Origin of the sequence: Rothia sp. HMSC075F09 (assembly GCF_001810515.1) — a bacterium.
Taxonomy (GTDB): Bacteria; Actinomycetota; Actinomycetes; order Actinomycetales; family Micrococcaceae; genus Rothia.
Genome location: NZ_KV801798.1, coordinates 385,125 through 404,977, shown reverse-complemented (window position 1 = coordinate 404,977; position 19,853 = coordinate 385,125). Strand labels below are relative to the sequence as shown.

Annotated in this window: 18 protein-coding genes; 2 read left to right on the top strand and 16 right to left on the bottom strand. The window is 58.7% G+C overall.

All coding sequences use genetic code 11. The features are described 5' to 3' along the window. Positions 1-208: 208 nt before the first annotated feature. From HMPREF2749_RS09040 to infC, 11 genes are all read right to left on the bottom strand, one after another. The gene (locus tag HMPREF2749_RS09040; RefSeq protein WP_049345348.1) at positions 209-976 is read right to left on the bottom strand and encodes a hypothetical protein; all 768 of its coding nucleotides are present in this window, start codon (positions 974-976) and stop codon (positions 209-211) included. A gap of 192 nt (positions 977-1,168) precedes the next feature. Beyond that, a complete protein-coding gene (gene pheT, locus HMPREF2749_RS09035; protein WP_070594158.1) occupies positions 1,169-3,739 on the bottom strand; it encodes a phenylalanine--tRNA ligase subunit beta in 2,571 nt (856 codons plus the stop codon). Positions 3,740-3,742: 3 nt separating this feature from the next. Then, complete coding sequence (gene pheS / locus HMPREF2749_RS09030) at positions 3,743-4,870, bottom strand: phenylalanine--tRNA ligase subunit alpha (RefSeq protein WP_070594156.1); 1,128 nt, start codon at positions 4,868-4,870, stop codon at positions 3,743-3,745. 238 nt (positions 4,871-5,108) lie between these two features. Continuing rightward, positions 5,109-5,630 carry a hypothetical protein gene (locus HMPREF2749_RS09025; protein WP_049352677.1) on the bottom strand — a complete coding sequence of 174 codons (522 nt, stop codon included), beginning with the start codon at positions 5,628-5,630 and terminating at the stop codon, positions 5,109-5,111. Between the two features lie 313 nt (positions 5,631-5,943). After that, on the bottom strand, positions 5,944-6,426 hold the full coding sequence (locus HMPREF2749_RS09020) for a (deoxy)nucleoside triphosphate pyrophosphohydrolase (RefSeq protein WP_070594154.1): 483 nt from the start codon (positions 6,424-6,426) through the stop codon (positions 5,944-5,946). Between the two features lie 16 nt (positions 6,427-6,442). Continuing rightward, entirely contained in the window at positions 6,443-7,258 is an 816-nt protein-coding gene (locus HMPREF2749_RS09015) for a DUF421 domain-containing protein (protein WP_070594151.1), read from the bottom strand. Positions 7,259-7,276: 18 nt separating this feature from the next. After that, positions 7,277-8,197 carry a cation diffusion facilitator family transporter gene (locus tag HMPREF2749_RS09010; RefSeq protein WP_070594149.1) on the bottom strand — a complete coding sequence of 307 codons (921 nt, stop codon included), beginning with the start codon at positions 8,195-8,197 and terminating at the stop codon, positions 7,277-7,279. A gap of 102 nt (positions 8,198-8,299) precedes the next feature. Beyond that, positions 8,300-9,301, bottom strand: coding sequence for a TrmH family RNA methyltransferase (locus tag HMPREF2749_RS09005; protein ID WP_049345356.1), 1,002 nt, complete (start codon positions 9,299-9,301; stop codon positions 8,300-8,302). A gap of 117 nt (positions 9,302-9,418) precedes the next feature. Further along, positions 9,419-9,799 carry a 50S ribosomal protein L20 gene (rplT, locus tag HMPREF2749_RS09000; protein ID WP_005507127.1) on the bottom strand — a complete coding sequence of 127 codons (381 nt, stop codon included), beginning with the start codon at positions 9,797-9,799 and terminating at the stop codon, positions 9,419-9,421. Between the two features lie 114 nt (positions 9,800-9,913). Further along, positions 9,914-10,108, bottom strand: coding sequence for a 50S ribosomal protein L35 (gene rpmI / locus HMPREF2749_RS08995; protein ID WP_004006287.1), 195 nt, complete (start codon positions 10,106-10,108; stop codon positions 9,914-9,916). Positions 10,109-10,305: 197 nt separating this feature from the next. Next, positions 10,306-11,007 carry a translation initiation factor IF-3 gene (gene infC / locus HMPREF2749_RS08990; RefSeq protein ID WP_005507875.1) on the bottom strand — a complete coding sequence of 234 codons (702 nt, stop codon included), beginning with the start codon at positions 11,005-11,007 and terminating at the stop codon, positions 10,306-10,308. Between the two features lie 293 nt (positions 11,008-11,300). Between infC and HMPREF2749_RS08985 the strand changes: the two genes are divergently transcribed. After that, complete coding sequence (locus tag HMPREF2749_RS08985; RefSeq protein WP_070594146.1) at positions 11,301-11,723, top strand: DUF1844 domain-containing protein; 423 nt, start codon at positions 11,301-11,303, stop codon at positions 11,721-11,723. A gap of 173 nt (positions 11,724-11,896) precedes the next feature. Here the strand turns inward: HMPREF2749_RS08985 and HMPREF2749_RS08980 are convergent, their stop codons facing one another. The 3 genes from HMPREF2749_RS08980 to HMPREF2749_RS09170 all read right to left on the bottom strand — a co-directional run bounded on the left by HMPREF2749_RS08980 (position 11,897) and on the right by HMPREF2749_RS09170 (position 14,242). Further along, on the bottom strand, positions 11,897-12,685 hold the full coding sequence (locus HMPREF2749_RS08980) for a HisA/HisF-related TIM barrel protein (RefSeq protein WP_049350157.1): 789 nt from the start codon (positions 12,683-12,685) through the stop codon (positions 11,897-11,899). Continuing rightward, complete coding sequence (locus HMPREF2749_RS08975; RefSeq protein WP_080977156.1) at positions 12,685-13,452, bottom strand: type 1 glutamine amidotransferase family protein; 768 nt, start codon at positions 13,450-13,452, stop codon at positions 12,685-12,687. Before HMPREF2749_RS08975 ends, HMPREF2749_RS08980 begins: the two co-directional genes overlap by 1 nt. A 118-nt stretch (positions 13,453-13,570) precedes the next feature. Continuing rightward, positions 13,571-14,242, bottom strand: a complete 672-nt coding sequence (locus tag HMPREF2749_RS09170; protein ID WP_049350156.1) for a LysM peptidoglycan-binding domain-containing protein — start codon at positions 14,240-14,242, stop codon at positions 13,571-13,573. Positions 14,243-15,081: 839 nt separating this feature from the next. Between HMPREF2749_RS09170 and lexA the strand changes: the two genes are divergently transcribed. Then, positions 15,082-15,756 (top strand): transcriptional repressor LexA, encoded by a 675-nt coding sequence (gene lexA, locus HMPREF2749_RS08965; RefSeq protein WP_005507121.1) that lies wholly within the window; start codon positions 15,082-15,084, stop codon positions 15,754-15,756. 245 nt (positions 15,757-16,001) lie between these two features. On the opposite strand, the gene HMPREF2749_RS08960 is transcribed toward lexA, so the two are convergent. After that, positions 16,002-18,074, bottom strand: coding sequence for an ATP-dependent DNA helicase (locus tag HMPREF2749_RS08960; protein ID WP_070594145.1), 2,073 nt, complete (start codon positions 18,072-18,074; stop codon positions 16,002-16,004). Between the two features lie 6 nt (positions 18,075-18,080). Beyond that, positions 18,081-19,793, bottom strand: coding sequence for a GTPase HflX (hflX, locus tag HMPREF2749_RS08955; protein WP_070594143.1), 1,713 nt, complete (start codon positions 19,791-19,793; stop codon positions 18,081-18,083). Positions 19,794-19,853 lie beyond the last annotated feature (60 nt).

Here is a 19,853-nt window from a genome sequence, read left to right as displayed (position 1 = left end):
GAATGTAGCGTGTATCTACACATTCGGGCGCATAACCTCACAATGAATGCATAGCGTGCAAGAACATTGTGGGCTGGCGCGTTGCGCCGGTCAAGAGACTTTCCGGTAGGCGAGCGCGAAAAAGGAGCCCGCCTCCAGCAACATCATGTGCGCCAGAAACAGGCTCCTTCAACAAAACTTCGAGGTGAATCCTCAGGACTCAGAACGCCTAGCGCTCATCCTCCACCAGACCATCCAGGTCCTCATACTCGACATCGCGCGAACGGCGGTTCAGCCACACAGCAAAACCCAGACCCAGCAGAAGCACCAGCACCGCACCAACAATACTTGCGATACCGGCAAAACGCTCGGCGTTCACGCTGTCCTCAGTCACAGGCTTCAACGTGCCCTTCTCGGCGGTGTAGACGACCTCAAGAGTGCCGCCCTTCTCCACCAACAGGCCGTCTACCTCACGCGGGAACTCCGAAGGAACGTCACCAGTCTGCGAACCACGGAACTCAATCGGAGCACCCGAAGTCACTTGATACTTATCCTTCAGGTTCGACACATACGTCTTACCGTTCAGCGCGTCATCAGCCGGCAAGTTGCCCTTATAACGAGCAACATTGCCCTTCGTAATCAGGTCAGGAGTCAAATCCTGGTAGGTGCCCTGAATGACCCAGCTCTTACCGGCATACTCGGCGTTATTATTCACCGACGCAAAAGCACGGACACCCGCAATAGCCAAAACAATGGAAAGAATAACCGCGACAGCAGCAGAAAGAACCGACAGCCAGTTTACGCCCGGGCGGTCATCCAGCTCTTCCTCACTCATCGCGAAAAGGGAGGAGTTCTCTTCCTCATCGTCGTAATCCTCGTACTCGTCGTACTCCTCATATTCAGAATCCTCGTACTCAGAATCCTCAAAGTAGGTTTCTTCGACCTCAGTAGACTGCGACAGCTCATCCTGTTCGCGCGAGTTCTCTCGATTAGCCATTACTCTCTCCCTCACTTCATCTATCTTCTAGGGTACCCATAACCACATGAGTTCACCACTGAAAGCGCTTATCAACGCTTCATAAACCAACCCAACAGGTAAACCCACCACGCAACGCCAAAAGCTACGGGGTGGGAGCCAACAACTCCCACCCCGTCAGCACTAGGCATTACGCCTTAGGGTTAGACCCGGTTAGACACGCGGTTCCGCACCCAGCTGCTCAACAGTCGCAGCCACAGCAGCCTCACGAGCAGCCGATGCCTCATCAGCAGTCAGCGTACGATCCGGCGCGCGGAAACGCAGAGCAAACGCCAAAGACTTCTTCGACTCATCAATACCGACACCGCGGTAATCATCAAAGACGCGGATGTCCTCCAGCAGCTCGCCAGCGCCCTCACGCAGAACACGCTCCACCTCAGAAGCAGGCAGATCGCGGTCCACCAGAAGCGCCACATCCTGAGTAGCAGCCGGGAAAGTCAGCACCGGAGTAGCCTGACGCGCCTCAACACGACCAGCAAACAGCGCCGAGAAATCCAGCTCAAACGCGCAGGTGCGCTCAGGCAGGTTCAGCTCCTGCAGCAGCTTCGGGTGCAGCTCGCCAGCGAAACCAACACGCTCACCGGCAGCATTCAGAACCTCAGCCACACGGCCCGGGTGGAACGCAGTGTGCACACCGTTACGGACCTGAATCTCAGCCGAAACAGCGGCAGCCACCAGACGCACAGCGTCCAGAGCATCACGCCAATCGTAAGCGCGCGGAGCGGCACCCGGCATCGCCTCGTGCTCAGTACCTGCAAACAGACCAGCAACGAAAGTGGGCTGCTGCGGAATACCGGCGTTCAGATCAGCCAGAACCTCATCCGAAGGACGAGCACCCAGCGGCGGAATAGACTCCGAACCCAGCTGCTCACCCGGAATGAACACGTGACCCGCCTCAAAAATAGCCAGGTTCTTGAAACCACGAGACAGGTTACGCTTCAGAACCTCAACCAGGCCCGGCAGCAGCGAACGGCGCATCCAGCCCTCAGCCGAAGAAATCGGGTTCTCCAGGCGAACCGAAGGAACCTCAGTCACCGGGTTCTCAGGGGTGCTCACCCACGGAGCCGACCACAGGTTGTTCGCATCAGCCGACACGAAGGGGTACGCGAAAACCTCAGTCAGACCCGAAGCCGCCAGCGCGTTCAGCGCACGACGCTTACCCGCCTGCTCCGGAGTGTAACCGCGACCCGCAGGAGCCACCGGCAGAGTCGAGGGGATGTTCTCGTAACCGTCAATACGTGCGATTTCCTCGGTCAGGTCCTCCTTCGCGCGCAGGTCGGTACGCCACGACGGAACGGTCACAGCGTAACCGGACTCGGTACGCTCCACCGAGCAACCAATCTCACGCAGGCACGACTCAATCTGCTCCGGCGAGTAATCCACGCCGATACGACCGGCAGTGTAATCACCGGGCAGATCAATCACGACCGGCTCGTAGCCCAGCGATACGTCAGTAACGCCCGGCTCAACCTGAGCACCAGCCAGCTCAACCAGCAGCTCAACCGCACGCTGAGCAGCCGCTGCCTGAATCTGCGGATCAACGCCACGCTCAAAACGCTTCGACGCCTCAGAAATCAGCTTGTGACGGCGAGCAGTACGAGCCACCGACACCTCATCAAAACGAGCAGCCTCAACCAGAATGCGGGTGGTCGAATCGGTCACCTCAGTGGAGGCGCCACCCATCACACCGGCAAGACCAATCACGCCCGAATCATCAGCAATAACGATGTCCTCGGGGTGCAGAGTACGCTCCACACCATCCAGGGTCACCAGCTTCTCGCCAGCAGCGGCGCGGCGCACCACAATCTCGCCCTGAACCTTGTCAGCATCGTAGAAGTGCAGCGGCTGGCCGGTCTCCAGCATCACGTAGTTCGAAATATCCACCGGCAGCGACAGCGAGCGCACACCCGCCAGACGCAGACGCGAAGACATCCAGGTCGGGACCGGCGCATCCGCCTTCACACCCGAAACCTCACGCATCACGAAACGCACGCAACCCGGGTTACCGTGAATCGGGGCGTCATCACGCAGAACAACCGGGTGACCGGCGTCGTTTGCCTCCGGGGCGCGCTCGCCGTACGCCAGCACAAAATCCTCGAAAGAAGAACCGGTAGCGTGGCACCACTCGCGAGCAATACCGCGCAGAGAGAACGCGTAACCGCGGTCCGGGGTCACGTTCACCTCGGCAGCCTGATCGTACAGGCCCAGCAGCTCCATCGCATCGGTGCCAAGCTCCGGGTCCAGGCCCAGAGTCGAAAGCACCAGAATGCCACCGTGATCATCACCAATACCCAGCTCACGAGTCGAGGCAATCATGCCAGCCGACTTGTGGCCATAGGTCTTACGAGCGGTAATCGCGAAACCACCGGGCAGAACAGCGCCGGGCAGGGTCACAACAACCTTGTCGCCGGGTACGAAATTGTGGGCACCACAAATAATGCCCTGAACACCGGAAGGCTCAATGCCCTTACCGGTCAGAGTCTGCTCCTGACCCTCCGGAACCACACGCACCTGGCACCAGTTCACGGTCTTGCCGTTCGAGTGGGTCTCCGGCTCCATAGAGAGCACCTGACCAACCACAATCGGGCCAGACAGCTCATCAGAGGGGCGGTGAACGTCTTCTTCTTCCAGGCCAACCTTCACCAGGGTTGCCATCAAATCTTCAGCCGAAGCATCCTCGGCTACAGGCACGAACTCGCGCAGCCATGACAGGGGTACACGCATAATTTAGATCTCCATCCCGAACTGCTCAGAGAAACGGATGTCGCCTTCAACCATGTCATGCATGTCAGCGACGTTGTTACGGAACATGAGGGTACGTTCAATACCCATACCAAAAGCGAAGCCCGAGTATTCCTCAGGATCAATACCCGCAGCACGCAGAACGTTGGGGTTCACCATGCCGCAGCCGCCCCACTCAATCCACTGCGGGCCGCCCTTAGCGTTCGGGTGCCACAAATCCAGCTCAGCGGAAGGCTCAGTGAACGGGAAGAAGTTCGGGCGCAGGCGGATCTTAGCGTCCTCACCGAACATGGCGCGTGCCATGTACTCCAGGGTGCCCTTCAGGTCAGCCATGGTCAGGCCCTTATCCACGGCAAGGCCCTCAATCTGGTGGAAGACCGGGGTGTGGGTCGCGTCCAGCTCATCGGTGCGGTACACCTGGCCCGGGCACACAATGTACAGCGGCAAATCACGCGAAAGCAGCGAGCGCATCTGCACCGGCGACGTGTGAGTGCGCAGCAGCAGGTGAGCGTTCTTCGGCTCAACGTAGAAAGTGTCCTGCATTTCGCGTGCCGGGTGATCCGGCTTAATGTTCAGAGCGTCAAAGTTGTACCACTCAGACTCCAGCTCCGGGCCGTCAGCAACTTCCCAACCCATACCGACGAAAATGTCGGTCAGGCGCTCCTGCATCAGAGCAATCGGGTGGCGGCCGCCCAGGGAACGGCGAGGCGAAGCAGCAGAAACGTCCACAGCTTCCTCAGCCAGGATGCGAGCCTCACGCTCAGCCTCCAGCTCAGCGGTACGAGCCTCAATAGCCTCAGTCAGGGCTGCACGAGCCTGCCCCATCAGCTTACCCACCGGGCCCTTGTGCTGGTTCTGAAGATCACGCATCTGGCGGTTAGCGATGCTCATGATGCCCTTCTCACCGAAGAAGCTCAGGCGCACCTCCTTGAGGCTGTCAAAGTCCTTAGCCTTCTCGCGAATCTCCTGGCGGGCGCGCTCACGCTCAGCCTCAAAAGCCTCACGGATAGCGTCCAAACCGTTCTCGGGGTTCTCCTCCAGAACCTGCGCAATGCGGGCGAGAACCTGAGCCGGGCCGTTAAGACCCTCGTGTTCCTGCACGGAATCGGTCATTGTCACTCTTCTCTGCATACCACCGGCACTATACCGGCTGGCTCGTTATACACCTTAGGTAGCACCGTCAGCTCTCCCCCGGCTGCCCACACCGGGTGCGGAACAGGGGGGAAGGCGACGGGCGCATATCCTATCCATTTTAGACCAGAGAAGGAAACGTAAACAGCAGAACGCCCGGATAGTCCATCCGGGCGTTCTAGAGTATATCTTTTCAACAACAGGGTTGAAGAGGGTACTTCTACTTCAGAGCCTGCTTCACAGCCGGGTCAAAAGAAGCACGAATCCACAGCACGTTCGCAATGAACCATGCCGCGTACAGGGGCACGAAGCCGTAGCGCTGAGCGTCAATGACATTACCAATCAGAGACAGAATCGCCACGAACGCACCCAGAATCGCAAAAATCAGACCGACAGTCAGGCCCAGACGCTTGCCCTTCTGAATCGTGAAGTAGACCCAGATGTACACAACCGCAGAAACAACCAGCAGGCCGATACCGCCTGCAACGCCGACCTCCGGCAGACCCTTCAGCGGGGACAGGTTATCCGGTGCGAACGAGGAAATAACACCGTGGATCAAGCAGAGCAGCGCGGAGACAATCATAATCTCCTGCAGACGCAGAATCTTCGGGTGCTTGGTCGGCGAGTGGAACAGAATTCCGCGCGGCTCAGCGCCGCCTTCCTGAATATAAATAGCTTGAGTGTCCGAGGGAACCGCGTCGGAGCGGTAGGCACCCGGATCAAACGGGGGTTGAGCAGTCATCATTGTCTCCCAATACGTATGTGATTTCTCCCTCAATACTACCCGCCTACCGATTGGTTTCCAAAGTATGTATCCGTGTCGAACCCATATATGACAAAATCCCCTCCCCAACAAACACACAAGTCAGGATTACACGGCGCATAAATCCCCCTCAAAATATGAATAAAGGCGGGACTCCCCACAGGGAATCCCGCCTTCAAACAGTGTCACAAAAGATAGAGAAAATTTATCCTGTTACCGCCGCGAATGTGTCACACAACGGCGAATTAGCCTCGCAACGAACTAGCGCAGAGCATTAGGTCATACCTTGGGTCTACGCCTCACCAGTGCCAGTGTCCTGCAGCTGCTGCAGAAGAGCCACAACAATCGGCAAATCCGCCGGAATCCACGGCAAACCCAGCAAATCATCGTACGCCTGTGCGTCATCCTTAGACTTCGGCAGCGGCATCCACCGCAGCGCGCTGTGATCTTCCAAAGTATCCGGAGTACCCGAAAGAATCTCCGCAAAGAACACGCGCATCGCCAGACGCTCGCTCAGACGCCAGCCCTGCGGGTACGCACCGGGCACCTCAGCACCCAAACGCGCCTGCACGCCCAGCTCCTCCTTCAGCTCACGCACCAGCGCCTGCTCGCAGCTCTCCCCCGGCTCGACCTTACCGCCAGGGAACTCCCACATACCGGCAACAGTCTGCGGCTCAGAACGCTGAGCCACCAGCATACGGGTCGGAGCCACCAAAGAATCAACCACGGCGGCGCCAACCACCTGAACCTCAAACGAGGGCGACACTTCACTCATCTTTCTCTACCTTCTTCTACGCTTTAGAATCCTTCATCGGATGCGCATCCTCAGCAGCGTGCTCCGATACTTCCTTCTCGGCATCCCCAGTATCCTCAGGCTCAGGAGCTTCCTCCACGCCTTCCTGCCATTCTTCTTCCTCATCATTCATATTCGAGGCTTCTGCCACCTCACGGCGAATAGTAGTGCCGTCATTCAGCAGAATGAGCAGGCGGTTACCGTTCTTGAACTCCATGAGGAAGACATCCTCAAGTTCGACCTCAGCCGCACGCAACTGCAGGTACACCCAATCCTCGGTCTTGTGCGCATCCGCGATATCGCGAGTGACCAAGGTACCCTTCACAATCAGAGCAAAGTTCGGCACACCGTCACCCTTACGGATCACGCTCAGCGCACCGTTCGGTTCAATCTGAGCGAACTCAATGTCTTCCAGGTCGTAAATACCCTGCGCACGAAGGTCAGCAATCAGGCGCATCGGATCAAGAACCACATCTGCCTGCTGGAAGCTCTTAATATCGATATCACCATCCGTAATGACCGGCACGCGCTGCTCACGCACCGCCATATGCAGAAAACGAATCTTCGTGGTCGCCACGTTCAGCAGCTGAATCATGCACAGCGTAAACACCATGTAGATGACAAAGTAGAACAGGCTAATCTGCTTGCTGTACAACACGCCACCGAACACACCACCGATGACAAAGTTACCGATGGTATCAATCGGGGTCTGGTGCCCCGCCTGAGAACGGTGAGTCAGACGCAGGTACACCAAAAGAATGATCAGGCCAACGAAAATCTTTAGCAAACCATCAACGATCATCTCAACGGTCATAACAAAAATCTCCTAGAACTAAGCCCGGAAAATATCCGGCTCCAAATAAATGATGCGTGCCGCAGGAACAGCCTCGCGAATACGAACCTCAGCCGCGTCAATCTCATCAGCTACCGCACGACCAGTGTCAGCATCATGAATACGAATCTTTGCCGCCACCAGAATCTCCTCAGGACCCAGGTGCACAGTCTTAATGTGGATAATGCGCTCGCTATCGCCATCCTCAATCGCCGCACGAATCTTCGCCAAATCCTCCGGGGATGCCGCCTCACCTAGAATCAGCGACTTCATCTCCACCGCAAGGAACACGGCAATAAAGACCAGCAGAATACCAATAGCCAGGGTGCCGAAAGCATCCCACAGACCATTACCAGTCAGCAGAGTCAGCCCCACACCAAAGAGCGCAAAAATCAGACCCAGCAGCGCGCCCGCATCCTCCAGCAGAAGCACCGGAAGCTCCGGGTTCTTCGAAGTACGCAAGAAACGCATCCAGCTCTGCTTGCCCTTCAGCTCACGCGACTCCTTCACAGCAACGCGGAACGAGTTACCCTCCAGCAGGATCGAACCCACCAGAACAGCCACCGGAACCCACTGCCACTCAGTAATACCGTGCGGGTCATGCAGCTTCTCATAACCCTCATACAGGGCGAACAAACCACCCAGCGCGAAGATAATAATCGAAACAATAAACGCGTAAATATAGCGGTTACGGCCATAACCAAACGGGTGCTCCTCATCAGCCTGCTTCTGCGAAGCACGACCGCCCAGCAGCAACAGAAGCTGATTACCGGAGTCAGCCACCGAGTGAATAGCCTCCGCCAGCATCGACGAAGAACGAGTCAGCGCAAAAGCCAAAAACTTCAGCACCGCAATACCCAGGTTCGCGCCCAGCGCGGCAATAATCGCGCCCGAACCCGAATGACCAGAAGGAGCAGACATGATTTCCCTTTCTCAGCCCTAAATTAAAACTCTAAAACCTATGATGCTAAAGCGGCCCACCGCTGTACCACAGCCGTGAACCGCCCAAAATCTAGCGAGAAACTAGCGGGACACGCCACGCTGAGCCATCGCCGAAGCATACAGGCACACAGCAGCAGCCGTACCCACATTCAAAGACTCAGCCGAACCATAGACAGGAACAGCCACGCGCATCGTAGCGGCTGCCTTCTCCTCAGCGTTCAAGCCCTGCGCCTCATTCCCGAAAAGCCACATCGTCGGCTTAGAAAGATCAAAATTACCCTTCACGCCGGAAGGAGCACTCGCCTCCACACCGGCACGACGAGCCGCGGTGTACTCACTCAGCTCCTGCAGATTCACCGCACCATAGCCGTCAGCAGCCAGCACAGCAGTACCCTGAGACTTCACATCCTCCGCGAAATCCTCCAGCTGCACGCCCTGAATGATCGGCACATGGAACAGCGAACCCGCGGTAGAACGCACCGTCTTCGGGTTATACAAATCCACCGAACCCTTAGTCGTAATCACCAGGTCAGCACCGGCCGCATCAGCCACGCGAAGAATAGTGCCCGCATTACCCGGATCCTGCACACGAGACAGCACAGCAATCAACTTCGGGTTCAATGCGCCCTCGCCCCACAGCAACGAGAACGACGCATCCACCATAAAGGAAACCGCAATAATACCCTGCGGGCTCACCGAATCAGCCATCGCCTCCAGCACCTCATCGGTCACCACACGCATAAAGACGCGGCGGCCCTCCTCCGGGGTGGGGGTGCCGTACACCTGCTCCAGCAGCTCTGCAATATCCTCATGACGGTCAAAAGCCGCCTCCGTGACATACACAGCGTCCAGGATGGGGCTCTTCAGGTGCGCCTTCAATGCCTCACGCACAGCCTGCGGGCCTTCCACCAGGAACTGGCCCTTCTTCGTGCGGGCAGCGCGGGTACGCAGCTTCGCAATATCGCGCACACGATCTGCCTGCGGATTGGACATCACAACGGGGGTACTAATACGTTCAAAAAAGTTCACTCTTAAAGGGTACAGGCAAAGGCACACCCCAAAACGCAGAACAGCCACACGCACAACCTCGGATACGCAGAAAGCGGCCGCCCACACTCAAAAGTGCAGACGGCCGCTCATGACGCTTAAGTATCCTACCCCGAACCTAGATCTTCGAGGTAAGAACACAACCTAGGCTAATTAAGCCTTGGGAGCCGAGGTGTCCTCGGGCAGGTTGTTCTTAGCAATCTCAACCAGTGCGTTGAAGGCAGCGGGCTCGTTAACAGCCAGCTCAGCCAGCATACGGCGGTCAACCTCAACACCAGCAGCCTTCAGGCCCTGGATGAAGCGGTTGTAGGTCAGGCCCTGTGCGCGGGAAGCAGCGTTGATACGCTGAATCCACAGGCGACGGAAGTCACCCTTCTTCTTACGACGGTGGTCGTAGCTGTAAACCAGCGAGTGAGTGACCTGCTCCTTAGCCTTACGGTACAGGCGAGAACGCTGACCGCGGTAGCCGGATGCACGATCGAGAATAGTACGGCGCTTCTTGTGCGCGTTAACCGCGCGCTTCACACGTGCCACGTGTGTCTCCTTCGTCTTATGTCCTGAACAGCTCACATATCACGCTGAACAGGAGCGAGTCTTTAATCAGTGCGCACCACTATCGGTGCGCCAGGTGCAGAGAGTAAGCGTTGCTTACTTACCCAGCATCTTCTTGACAACCTTTGCCTGGCCGCCGGTAACGATCTGGTCAGAAGCCAGACGACGGGTCAGACGAGAGGACTTGTGCTCCAGGTAGTGGCGACGGTTCGCCTGCTGGCGCTTAACCTTGCCGCTACCGGTGAGCTTGAAGCGCTTCTTAGCACCAGAGTGGGTCTTCTGCTTCGGCATAGCTGCCGTTCTCCTTACATTCATCCCCCGCCACAACGGCGGGGTAGCTTAGTGGGGTTGAGCGATACACGCATCAGCCCCAAGGACCAAAGGTGAGGCACCCCCAACGAGGTGCCTCGGAACCGGCACCGGGTGAACCCGCAACACCCACCCAACGGTGGAGGCGCGTGCCCATCCTAAAGTGACGACCCGGTTCCCTACTCGGCGGAAGCCTGTGCCTTCAACTCGGCAGGCATAGCGTCTGCCAGAGAATTAGTTACGGGCTTCGCCTTGGTCGTGTCAATACGCTCGCGACCCTTGCGACCGCCGGCGCCCTGCTCACGGCGAGCCTCTGCCTTACCGCGAAGCGGAGCCAGAACCATCACCATGTTGCGGCCATCCTGACGGGGGCGAGACTCGACGGTGCTCACCTCAGCCAGCTCAGCCGCCAGACGCTCCAGCAGACGCACACCCATCTCGGGGCGCTGCTGCTCACGACCACGGAACTGAATCATTGCCTTGACCTTGTCACCACCGGAAAGGAAACGACGAGCGTGTCCAACCTTGGTTTCGTAGTCGTGGGTATCAATCTTCAGGCGGAAACGGATCTCCTTCAGAACGGCATTAGCCTGCTTCTTGCGGGATTCACGAGCCTTGATTGCGGCTTCGTACTTGTACTTACCGTAATCCATGAGCTTGCACACGGGCGGCTTCGCGTTCGGGGCAACCTCGACCAGGTCGAGTTCGGCGTCCTCAGCCAGACGCAGAGCGTCCTTCAGAGGGACAACGCCTACCTGCTCGCCACCGGGACCGACAAGACGGACCTCGGGAACGCGGATACGATCGTTAATGCGTGGTTCGCTAATGACTAGCTCCTGTGCTCTGTGGGTTTCCCCGTGAATACTATCCGTTGCGGGCACTAAAAAAGCCCCCGCAGTTACACAAGCGGAGGCACAAACCAGCGTACGCCGAAAGTAGCGTACGAACCCGTTCACCTCAAAACTCGCAAACTAACGCCTGCGGCGGTCAACCGGGTGGGAGGCATGCTCCACTTGCAAACTGCCTACAACCATACCGCAGAATCCCCGATAGACGCAAGGAAATAGACGCAAAACACCATAAAAATTGCGGGGACTCCCCCAGAAAGTCCACAGAAGCGCCCACTCTTAAGGACGCATTTACCGAAACAAACGAAATATGAGATTCTAGGACTATGAGCACTGAAAACACGAGTTTCCGCTTCACCGCGGAAGAAGAAACCCCCGTACACGGCCACACCGAACTCACCGAAGAGCAGGTCGAAGCCGTCAACGAACAGCTGCGCGACATCGCAGACGTACCCGCCATCGAAATCATCAGCTCCGCAGCCATCCACATGATGAGCGCCGCAGCCGTCAAGTGCGGCCTCGCAGCCGAAGAAAACGCCGACGACCTCAAGGACCTCGACGAAGCACGCAAGCTCATCACCGCACTGGCAGGCCTCGTCACCGCCGCAGCACCCGAAATCGGCTCCCAGCACGCAGCACCCCTGCGCGACGGCCTGCGCACCCTGCAGCTCGCATTCCGCGAAGCATCCCCCTTCCCGGACGAACCCGGCAAGGGCCCCGGCGAAAAGCTCACCGGCCCGGTGTACTAAACCAACTGGTGTACTAAGCCAGGACGTGCGCTAAACCAGCAGGCCTACTAAGCCATATCTGGTGTATGCCATCACGAAGCCCCGCATCCCTCGTATTGAGGAAGACGGGGCTTCGTCATATATAAAACCTATGCGGATAAGAAATCTACGCGGGCTAAAGCAGAGCGGTAGCTTTAGCGGGAGCCAGCGACCTCAAGAGCCTGTTCAAAACTAAAGTTACCCACATACAGCGCCTTGCCAAGCACCACGCCCTCCAAACCATAAGGCACCATAGAACGCAGCTTCACAAGATCAGCCAGCGACGCCACACCACCGGACGCCACCACCCGACAGGCAGTCTGAGCCAGCACCTCATCCAGCAGCTCCGCACCCGGGCCCGCCAGAGAACCGTCCTTACTCACATCCGTGACGATATAGCGGCGCACACCCGCGCTCTCCAGCCACGCCAGCGCCTCCGCCAAATCAGGCCCCGACCAATCGGTACCGCGAGCCACCGTCACCCAGCCCCGCTCGGGGTTATAACGGGCATCGAGGCCAAGAGCCAGAAGATCAGAATCGGCATAATGAGCCAGAACACCTTCAAGCCAGGAAGAATCCGCCAGAGCCGCACTAGTCACGTTCACGCGGTCCGGATTCAGGCTCAGGGCGCGCTCCAGACTCTCAGCATTACGCACACCGCCACTGACCTGAACACGAACCGGAGCGGAGCCGGTCATCCAGGCATTCTCGGCGCGGACAGCGGCAACCACCTCAGCCAGAACCTCAGTATTCGTGCCACGACCAAACGCCAAATCAAGGTCAACCAGGTGAATCCAGCGAGCACCAGCCTTCACCCAGGTCAGAGCCGCCTCAACGGGGTCGAGGCGCTGCTCACCACCGGACAGGGTGCCACCCACCGGGCGCACCGCGTAGCCTTCAGAAATATCAACGGCGGGCAGAAGTTCAAGAACGGGTGCAGACATTAGTTACCTCCCGCAGCAGTAGCGGAGTCACCAGAAGACAGGCGACCGGTCGCCGCCAGGGATGCAACCCAGCGGCGCATAAACTCCGCACCCAGCTCACCAGATCCCACCGGGCAGAACTGCACCGCCGTCAGCGGACCGTTCTCAACCGCCGCGATATAGGCGGGCTCGGTGACAGTCCACGTCACCGCCGGAGGGGCAATATATTCAATGCTCTGATCAAAAGCCCACTCAAAAACGCCGTGCTCAGATTTGAAGTGAGCCTCACCCTCAAGATCCTTGAGCAACGTACTATCGGAGGAAGAACGCAGGGCAGAAGCACCGGGCGCCAGGTCTCGGGCAGAAAGCTCCACGCTCTCACCGGGCCACTCCCCCATGCACTGCACCTGAACCTGCCCCATCTGCGGATGCTCCACCGTCACCGAGTCGAAGAGGCAGCTCAACGCCGCACCGGCAACCAGCACCGGACGACCGCCAGCAACACGGCGACCAATCACGCGCTCAGCGTCCTTAGCTTTCAGGTCTTCGTACGCCTCGAGAGAGCTCACACCGCCGGTCACCACCATGCCGTCAGCTTCACGCAACTGGTCGGGCACAGCGGTCACGATAACGTCCGCCCCCGCATCCTGAAGAAGCTTCACCAGAGGACCACGAGTTCCGGGTTCCCCCAAAACGGCAACCACGGGACGAGCGGGCTGAGTGGTCTGTACAGATTCAGTTTCGACGGGTGTGGTTGCAGCGGGTGTGGGTTCAGCGGGAACAGGCATCGGTGCGCTCCTATTTCATAGGCTCAAGAATTCGACTCAAGCGCTCAGCTTGAGAGATAGCGGGTTCGGAGTCAAGACATCAACCTCATGCAGAAGCCAACCACGTACGTGTCCATGCTTAGCGCTGAGTCTGAGGAATTTCCAGACGCTGACCGGCATCAACAGAGGTGCTGGTCAACGAGTTCAACTCCATAATACGAACCACAGTATCACGGGTGTCACCCTGCGGATCCACCGCCTGAGCAATATCCCACAGGGTCTCGCCATGCTTGACCACAACGACGGTTCGAGTCACCGAAGCGTTCTCCACAGAAGCAGAAGCCGCCGGGCCAAAGAAGCTAATAGCACCGAGCACAATCAGCGCCGCCAAAGTCAGCAGAGGCAGCCCCTTCAGGAAACCGCGCACAGTACCAAGACGACGAATAGAAGCGGGAACCGCGCGCAGAAACTCGCCGCCCTTAGCCAGAAGAACACTCTTCACGCTAGGGGTCTGCGCATCAGAAGCAGTCTGCGCGCCAGAAGCTACAGAGCGAACCGGTGCCTGAATAGAGCCAGCAGGGGCAGAAGCGGCGGGAACACGAGTAGGCTGACCCACCTGAGCGGGGCGAGGCGCATGAGCCGCACGAGAAGAGCGAACAGACTGCGAAGACGCAGGCACACGAGAACGCCCCTGCATGGTGCGGGCCGACACGGTGCTGGCGGACGCAGTGCGGGCGGGGTGAAGTACCACCAAACCTGCCGGAAGGTGTGCAGAAGTGCCACGAGAAGCAATAGGTGCTGCAGTAGTCATTGTGGTTCCTTTCTCTCAGCTCGCCCCGGGGTTGCCCCGCGGGTCTAGCAATGCCGAGCGATACCCGCTCGGAGGTCCTAGTTGAGTGATAACTATGGAGTGGTGATTGTTAGGCGATAACTATTGGGTAGCTAGTCCCTAGTTAGGTCAGAGCGTCGGATGCACCGGGCTGCGCTGGGTCGCACTGGGTGACCCCGGAACCCCATCCCCTGCGCTCTCTCTTCGCCAGATGCTCCCTAGAGCATCCAAGGTAGATCATGCGAAGAGAGAGGCAGAGGATTCGAATACATTCGAACACCCATTCACTCTCCTCTCCCGAAAGACTCCGGGTTGAATCTTCGAATATTTTTCGAACATTCACCCGTAAATCCTGAATTCCAGGAGAGATTCAAGAGTATATACGAACTCTTGTTCTAAAGTCTAGCAGAGATGTACTAAAAATTTCTTCGAGTTTCGAAGAAAAAATCTAGAATATTTGTTTGAGTTTTTCGGTGTAGTGTTCTACACTGGTGTCAAGAGACGTTCCACACGCTCCTGATGAGTCCTACTCACAGCAGGTTTCTGTACCCGTTACAGCTTGGTTCTGTATCTAAATGCAGGTGCTGCTGACTGAGTTTTATAGGGCGGAGGCGCATACTCGTTGCCCGCGTATCGCTCCGGCACGGATAGAATTCCTCCACCCCCTGACGAGATAAGACCAATTTCAGCAGAACCAAAAAATTTTTAGGACACCATCGGAAAACGTGTGAAGCACCCATCCGTGCCCCGACCGGACTGTGTCTCAAACAGACTGCAGAGACCGGAATACAGAAATCGGGGCACAGACCGAAGGAAAAGAAATGGCAACAGCACCCCGTCCGGCGCTGACCGCGCGCCAGCAGAAGATTCTTGACGCGATCCGCACCGAGATTGAACAAAAGGGTTACCCGCCGTCCATGCGCCAGATTGGTGACATGGTGGGTCTTGCGTCCCTGTCTTCGGTCACTCACCAGCTCGGCCGTCTCGAGACCATGGGCTACATTCGCCGCGACCCCAAGCTCCCCCGCGCCATTGAGGTGCTGGATGAGAACGGCGTCGGCATCCACGGTAGCGCTTCCTCTTCCCTGCCCGAGCTGCCGAACTTCGAAGTCGGCGATGAGGACCTCGTACCCGTTCCCCTGGTTGGACGAATTGCAGCGGGCGGCCCCATTACCGCCGAGCAGTCCGTGGAGGATGTGCTTGCCCTGCCCCGCCAGCTGGTCGGTAACGGCAAGCTTTTCATGCTCAAGGTCAAGGGCGATTCCATGATTGACGCCGCAATCTGCGACGGCGACTGGGTGGTTGTCCGCGAGCAGCACACCGCAGACAACGGCGATATCGTTGCTGCTCTGCTCGACGATGAAGCAACCGTAAAGGTGTTCCGTCAGGTTGACGGCCACACCTGGCTCATGCCGCGCAACTCCAACTACGAGCCGATTATGGGTGACCGCGCAACCGTCATGGGTAAGGTCGTCTCCGTGCTGCGTAGTCTCTAGAAAACCACAGCCTCTAGAAGATGCAGTCTCTGAAAGACGCGGGCTCTAAACAGCCACAGCATCTCAAAGAAGCTGTTTTAAACAACACAGCCTCTAAAAGACATAGCTACGAGGCTTTTAGCTCTCTATAGAAATCACCCCGGTGATACGTAAACGTTCACGTATCACCGGGGTGATTTCTATATGTCTAAATCTATATGCCCAAAACGGGGCGGCGGCGCGGCAAGGAATGGATCTCGCCCGAGCTAACGCTCAATACTCGCCGAAAGACGAGCCAGCGCACCAATCACGGCTGCCTTATTCTGCGTCGACCACATCGGCGGCATCGCCTTCATCAAGAAACCGCCGTAACGTTTAGTCGCCACACGAGAATCCAGTACAGCCACCACGCCGCGGTCAGACACCGAACGAATCAGGCGGCCCGCGCCCTGCGCCATACGAATCGCCGCATGGTGAGCAGAAACCGCCATAAAGCCGTTACCGCGGTGACGGTTCACCGCCTCCGTACGAGCCTGCGCAATCGGGTCGTCCGGGCGGGGGAACGGAATGCGGTCCATCACCACCAGGCGGCAAGAGTCACCCGGAACATCCACGCCCTGCCATAGGCTCATCGTTCCGAACAGGCATGAGTCAACGTCCTCGCTGAACTCCTCCACCAGAGCCTTGAGCGAAGACTCACCCTGCAGAAGAATGTTCAGGTCGCTATGCTCACGCATGTACTCGGCGGCACGCTCAGCGGCACGCTTCGAGGAGAACAGGCCCAGGGCGCCGCCCTCCGACGCCTCGCACAGCTCACGCAGACGCTCCAGCTGACCCTCGTGCACACCAAATCCCGGAGGCTTCAAATCTCCGGCAACGTACATGATGCCCTGCTTGCGGTAGTCGAAAGGTGAACCCACATCGATACTCGTCCAGCGCGGCGCACCCTCCCCTTGCAGTCCCAGGGCAGCGGCTGCAACATCAAAAGAGTCACCCACCGTCAGGGTCGCACTCGTCAAAATCACGGTGCGGTCAGCGAACAGGCCGTCACGCAACTGCAGGCCAACGCTCAACGGAGCGATATTCAGGGTCGCCGGGTCGGTATCGGAAGCAGCCACGTAGCGGCCGTTCTCCCAACCACCCTGACGAGAAATCCACAGAACGTCCTGCTCGCCCGAAGCCTCCAGAATGCGGCTGCTCATATCGTGCACCTCAGAGACACGCGAGCGCGCCATCTGCAGGCCGGCGTCAACGTCCTGACCGTCCGGTTTGGTATCGGACAGGGCGGTGCGGGCGGCATCATTTACCGCAGAAATAGCGGTCAAAAGGCGACCGTCCAGGCCCTTCAGAAGGCCCTCGGCAAGACCCTCGAAAGCGGTCTCCAGGGTGCCAGCAGCCATTTCCAGCGCGCCGGAATCAGCCTTCGAATGCTTCTTCACGCTACGTGCCGCACGGCGAACCATCGCAACCGTCAAAGAACCAGACACGGCACCGGTCACACGGTCCACCAGTTCATGAGCCTCATCAATAATGACCGTCTCATGTTCGGGCAGAACCTTCATGCCTTCAAAAGCGTTAATCGCCAGCAGGGCGTGGTTCGTGATGACAATGTCAGCCTCAGCGGCACGGCTACGCGCCATCTCGCTAAAGCACTCTTCCACCAGCGGGCAGCGGCGGCCCAGACACTCGGCGGCACTGACCGACACCTGAGCCCAGGCGCGGTCAGAGACGCCGGGCTTCAGCTCGTCACGGTCGCCGGTCTCCGTGAGGTCAGCCCACTCGCGCAGGCGCACCACTTCCTCACCCACGCGGGAAGTCGAAGAAGGCATGTCAAAGAGAGCATCCGGCTCGTCTTCCGGGTAGCCGCCCTCCAGCTTGTGCAGGCAGAGGTAGTTATTGCGGCCCTTGAGCAGAGCCACTTGCGCCTGCGACTCCGGGCGCGGCTCCAGCGCTTGTAGAAGACGCGGAATATCGCGGTTCACGATCTGCGCCTGCAGGGCAAGGGTCGCCGTCGCAACGACAATCGGCTGGTCCGACTCCCCCACCCGCGCCAGGGCAGGAACCAGGTAGCCCAGGGACTTACCGGTACCGGTACCCGCCTGGACCAGCAGGTGACGCTGCAGTTCAAGAGCCTGCGCCACATGCGCCGCCATGGTGCGCTGACCGGCACGATTCTGACCGCCAGTGGCGGCAACCGCCTCATCCAGCAGGGTCAGGGCATCCTTCGCACCGGGCAGGGTCTCAAGCTCCTGCCCGGTGAATCGGGTGCTGTCGGTCGCCGATCCGGGCAAAGTTTCCGGGGCGTTTTTGGGCGCGTTGATGCTCTCGGTCACGCTCATCCGCTCCTAGAGAGCCTCAGAGTTAGAGGGCTGCTCGGAGTCAGATGCGGTCGCCTCAGTGAGGGCGTGTGCCTCCGCAAGTTCCTCTTCCAGGACCTCCAGCAGGTCGCCCTCCAGCACATACTCGGACAGTTCGGAGGCGACATCCTCACGGACCAGAGCCACCACGAAGGTGCCGTCCGATACGAAATCGGTGCTCTTAATTTCGGCGTCCCACTCGTGCAGGCGCGAAATAATCTCACCGTGCGAGTACGGAATCAGCAGCTTCACCTCAATGGAGGGGCGCGGAATGGTGTCCGCAATCTTCTGCTTCAGCTCCTCAATACCCTCACCGGTACGCGCCGAAACAATCACATGCTCCGGCTCGCGCTGGCGCATACGCTCCAGCACGAACGGGTCGGCGGCATCCGCCTTATTCAGCACAATGATCTCGGGGATATGGCGGGCGTCAACCTCCGCGATGACCTCGCGGACAGCACGAATCTGCCCCTCCGGGTCCGGGTGCGAAGCATCCACCACGTGCAGGATGACGTCAGCGTCAGCGACCTCTTCCAGGGTGGAGCGGAACGCCTCCACCAGCTGGGTCGGCAGCGAACGCACGAAACCCACCGTGTCAGAGAGGGTGTAGCCGATACCGTCCGGGGTCTGAGCCTTACGGACGGTCGGGTCCAGCGTCGCAAACAGGGCGTTCTCCACGAGCACGCCGGCATCGGTCAGGCGGTTCAGCAGGGAGGACTTACCCGCGTTCGTGTACCCGGCAATAGCCACCGAAGGCACGCGGTTACGGCGACGGTTCAGACGCTTCGTCTCACGCGCCGGCGCCATCGCAGCAATCTCACGCTTAAGCTTCGCCATGCGAGCGCGCAGGCGGCGGCGGTCCATCTCAATCTTGGTTTCACCGGGACCACGCGAACCGATACCCTCACCGGCTGCGGCACGGCCACCCGCCTGACGGGACAGGGACGCACCCCAACCACGCAGACGCGGCAGCATGTACTCCAGCTGAGCCAGCTCAACCTGCGCCTTACCCTCGCGGGACTTAGCGTGCTGAGCGAAAATATCGAGAATCAGGGCGGTGCGGTCAATAACCTTGACCTTCACAATGTCTTCGAGGGCGCGACGCTGAGAGGGAGCCAGTTCAGAGTCGACAATGACGGTGTCGGCGCCGGTCGCCTCCACAATGTCCTTGAGTTCCAGTGCCTTACCGGAGCCGAGGAAGGTGCCGGGGTCCGGCTTGAGGCGGCGCTGAACCAGGCCGTCCAGAACCTCGGAACCTGCGGTTTCAGCCAGTGCCGCGAGCTCACGCAGGGAGTTCTCTGCGTCCTCTACGGTGCCTTCAGTCCACAGACCAGCCAGCACCACGCGCTCCAAGCGCAGCTGGCGGTACTCGACCTCGGTGACGTCTTCAAGTTCGGTTGAGAGGTTCGCGGTACGGCGCAGGGCGCGGCGCTCAGCGAGATCTTCCTGATCACCGTCATATTCGGAGTGCTCGCGCTGAACGTCAGAAATTTCGCGCGCGCGAGTATCCAGCACGCGGCGGCTATTGTTACCGTGGGTGCTGGAGGAGTTATCACTGTGATGCGCGGTACCGGCGGCGTCATAAGTAGTGACGGAGGCGGCGGCCTGGGATCGGCCCAGAACGCGGTCTACGGTGCGGCGCAGCTGCTCATCGCTGGGCAGCTTTTCGGTATCAGATACGGGGGTGTTCTTAGAATTCATACGATTCTAATTCTACCGCCGTTGCCCGCATCGGGTAGGGGGTTCGGTCGCCTGTGCGCT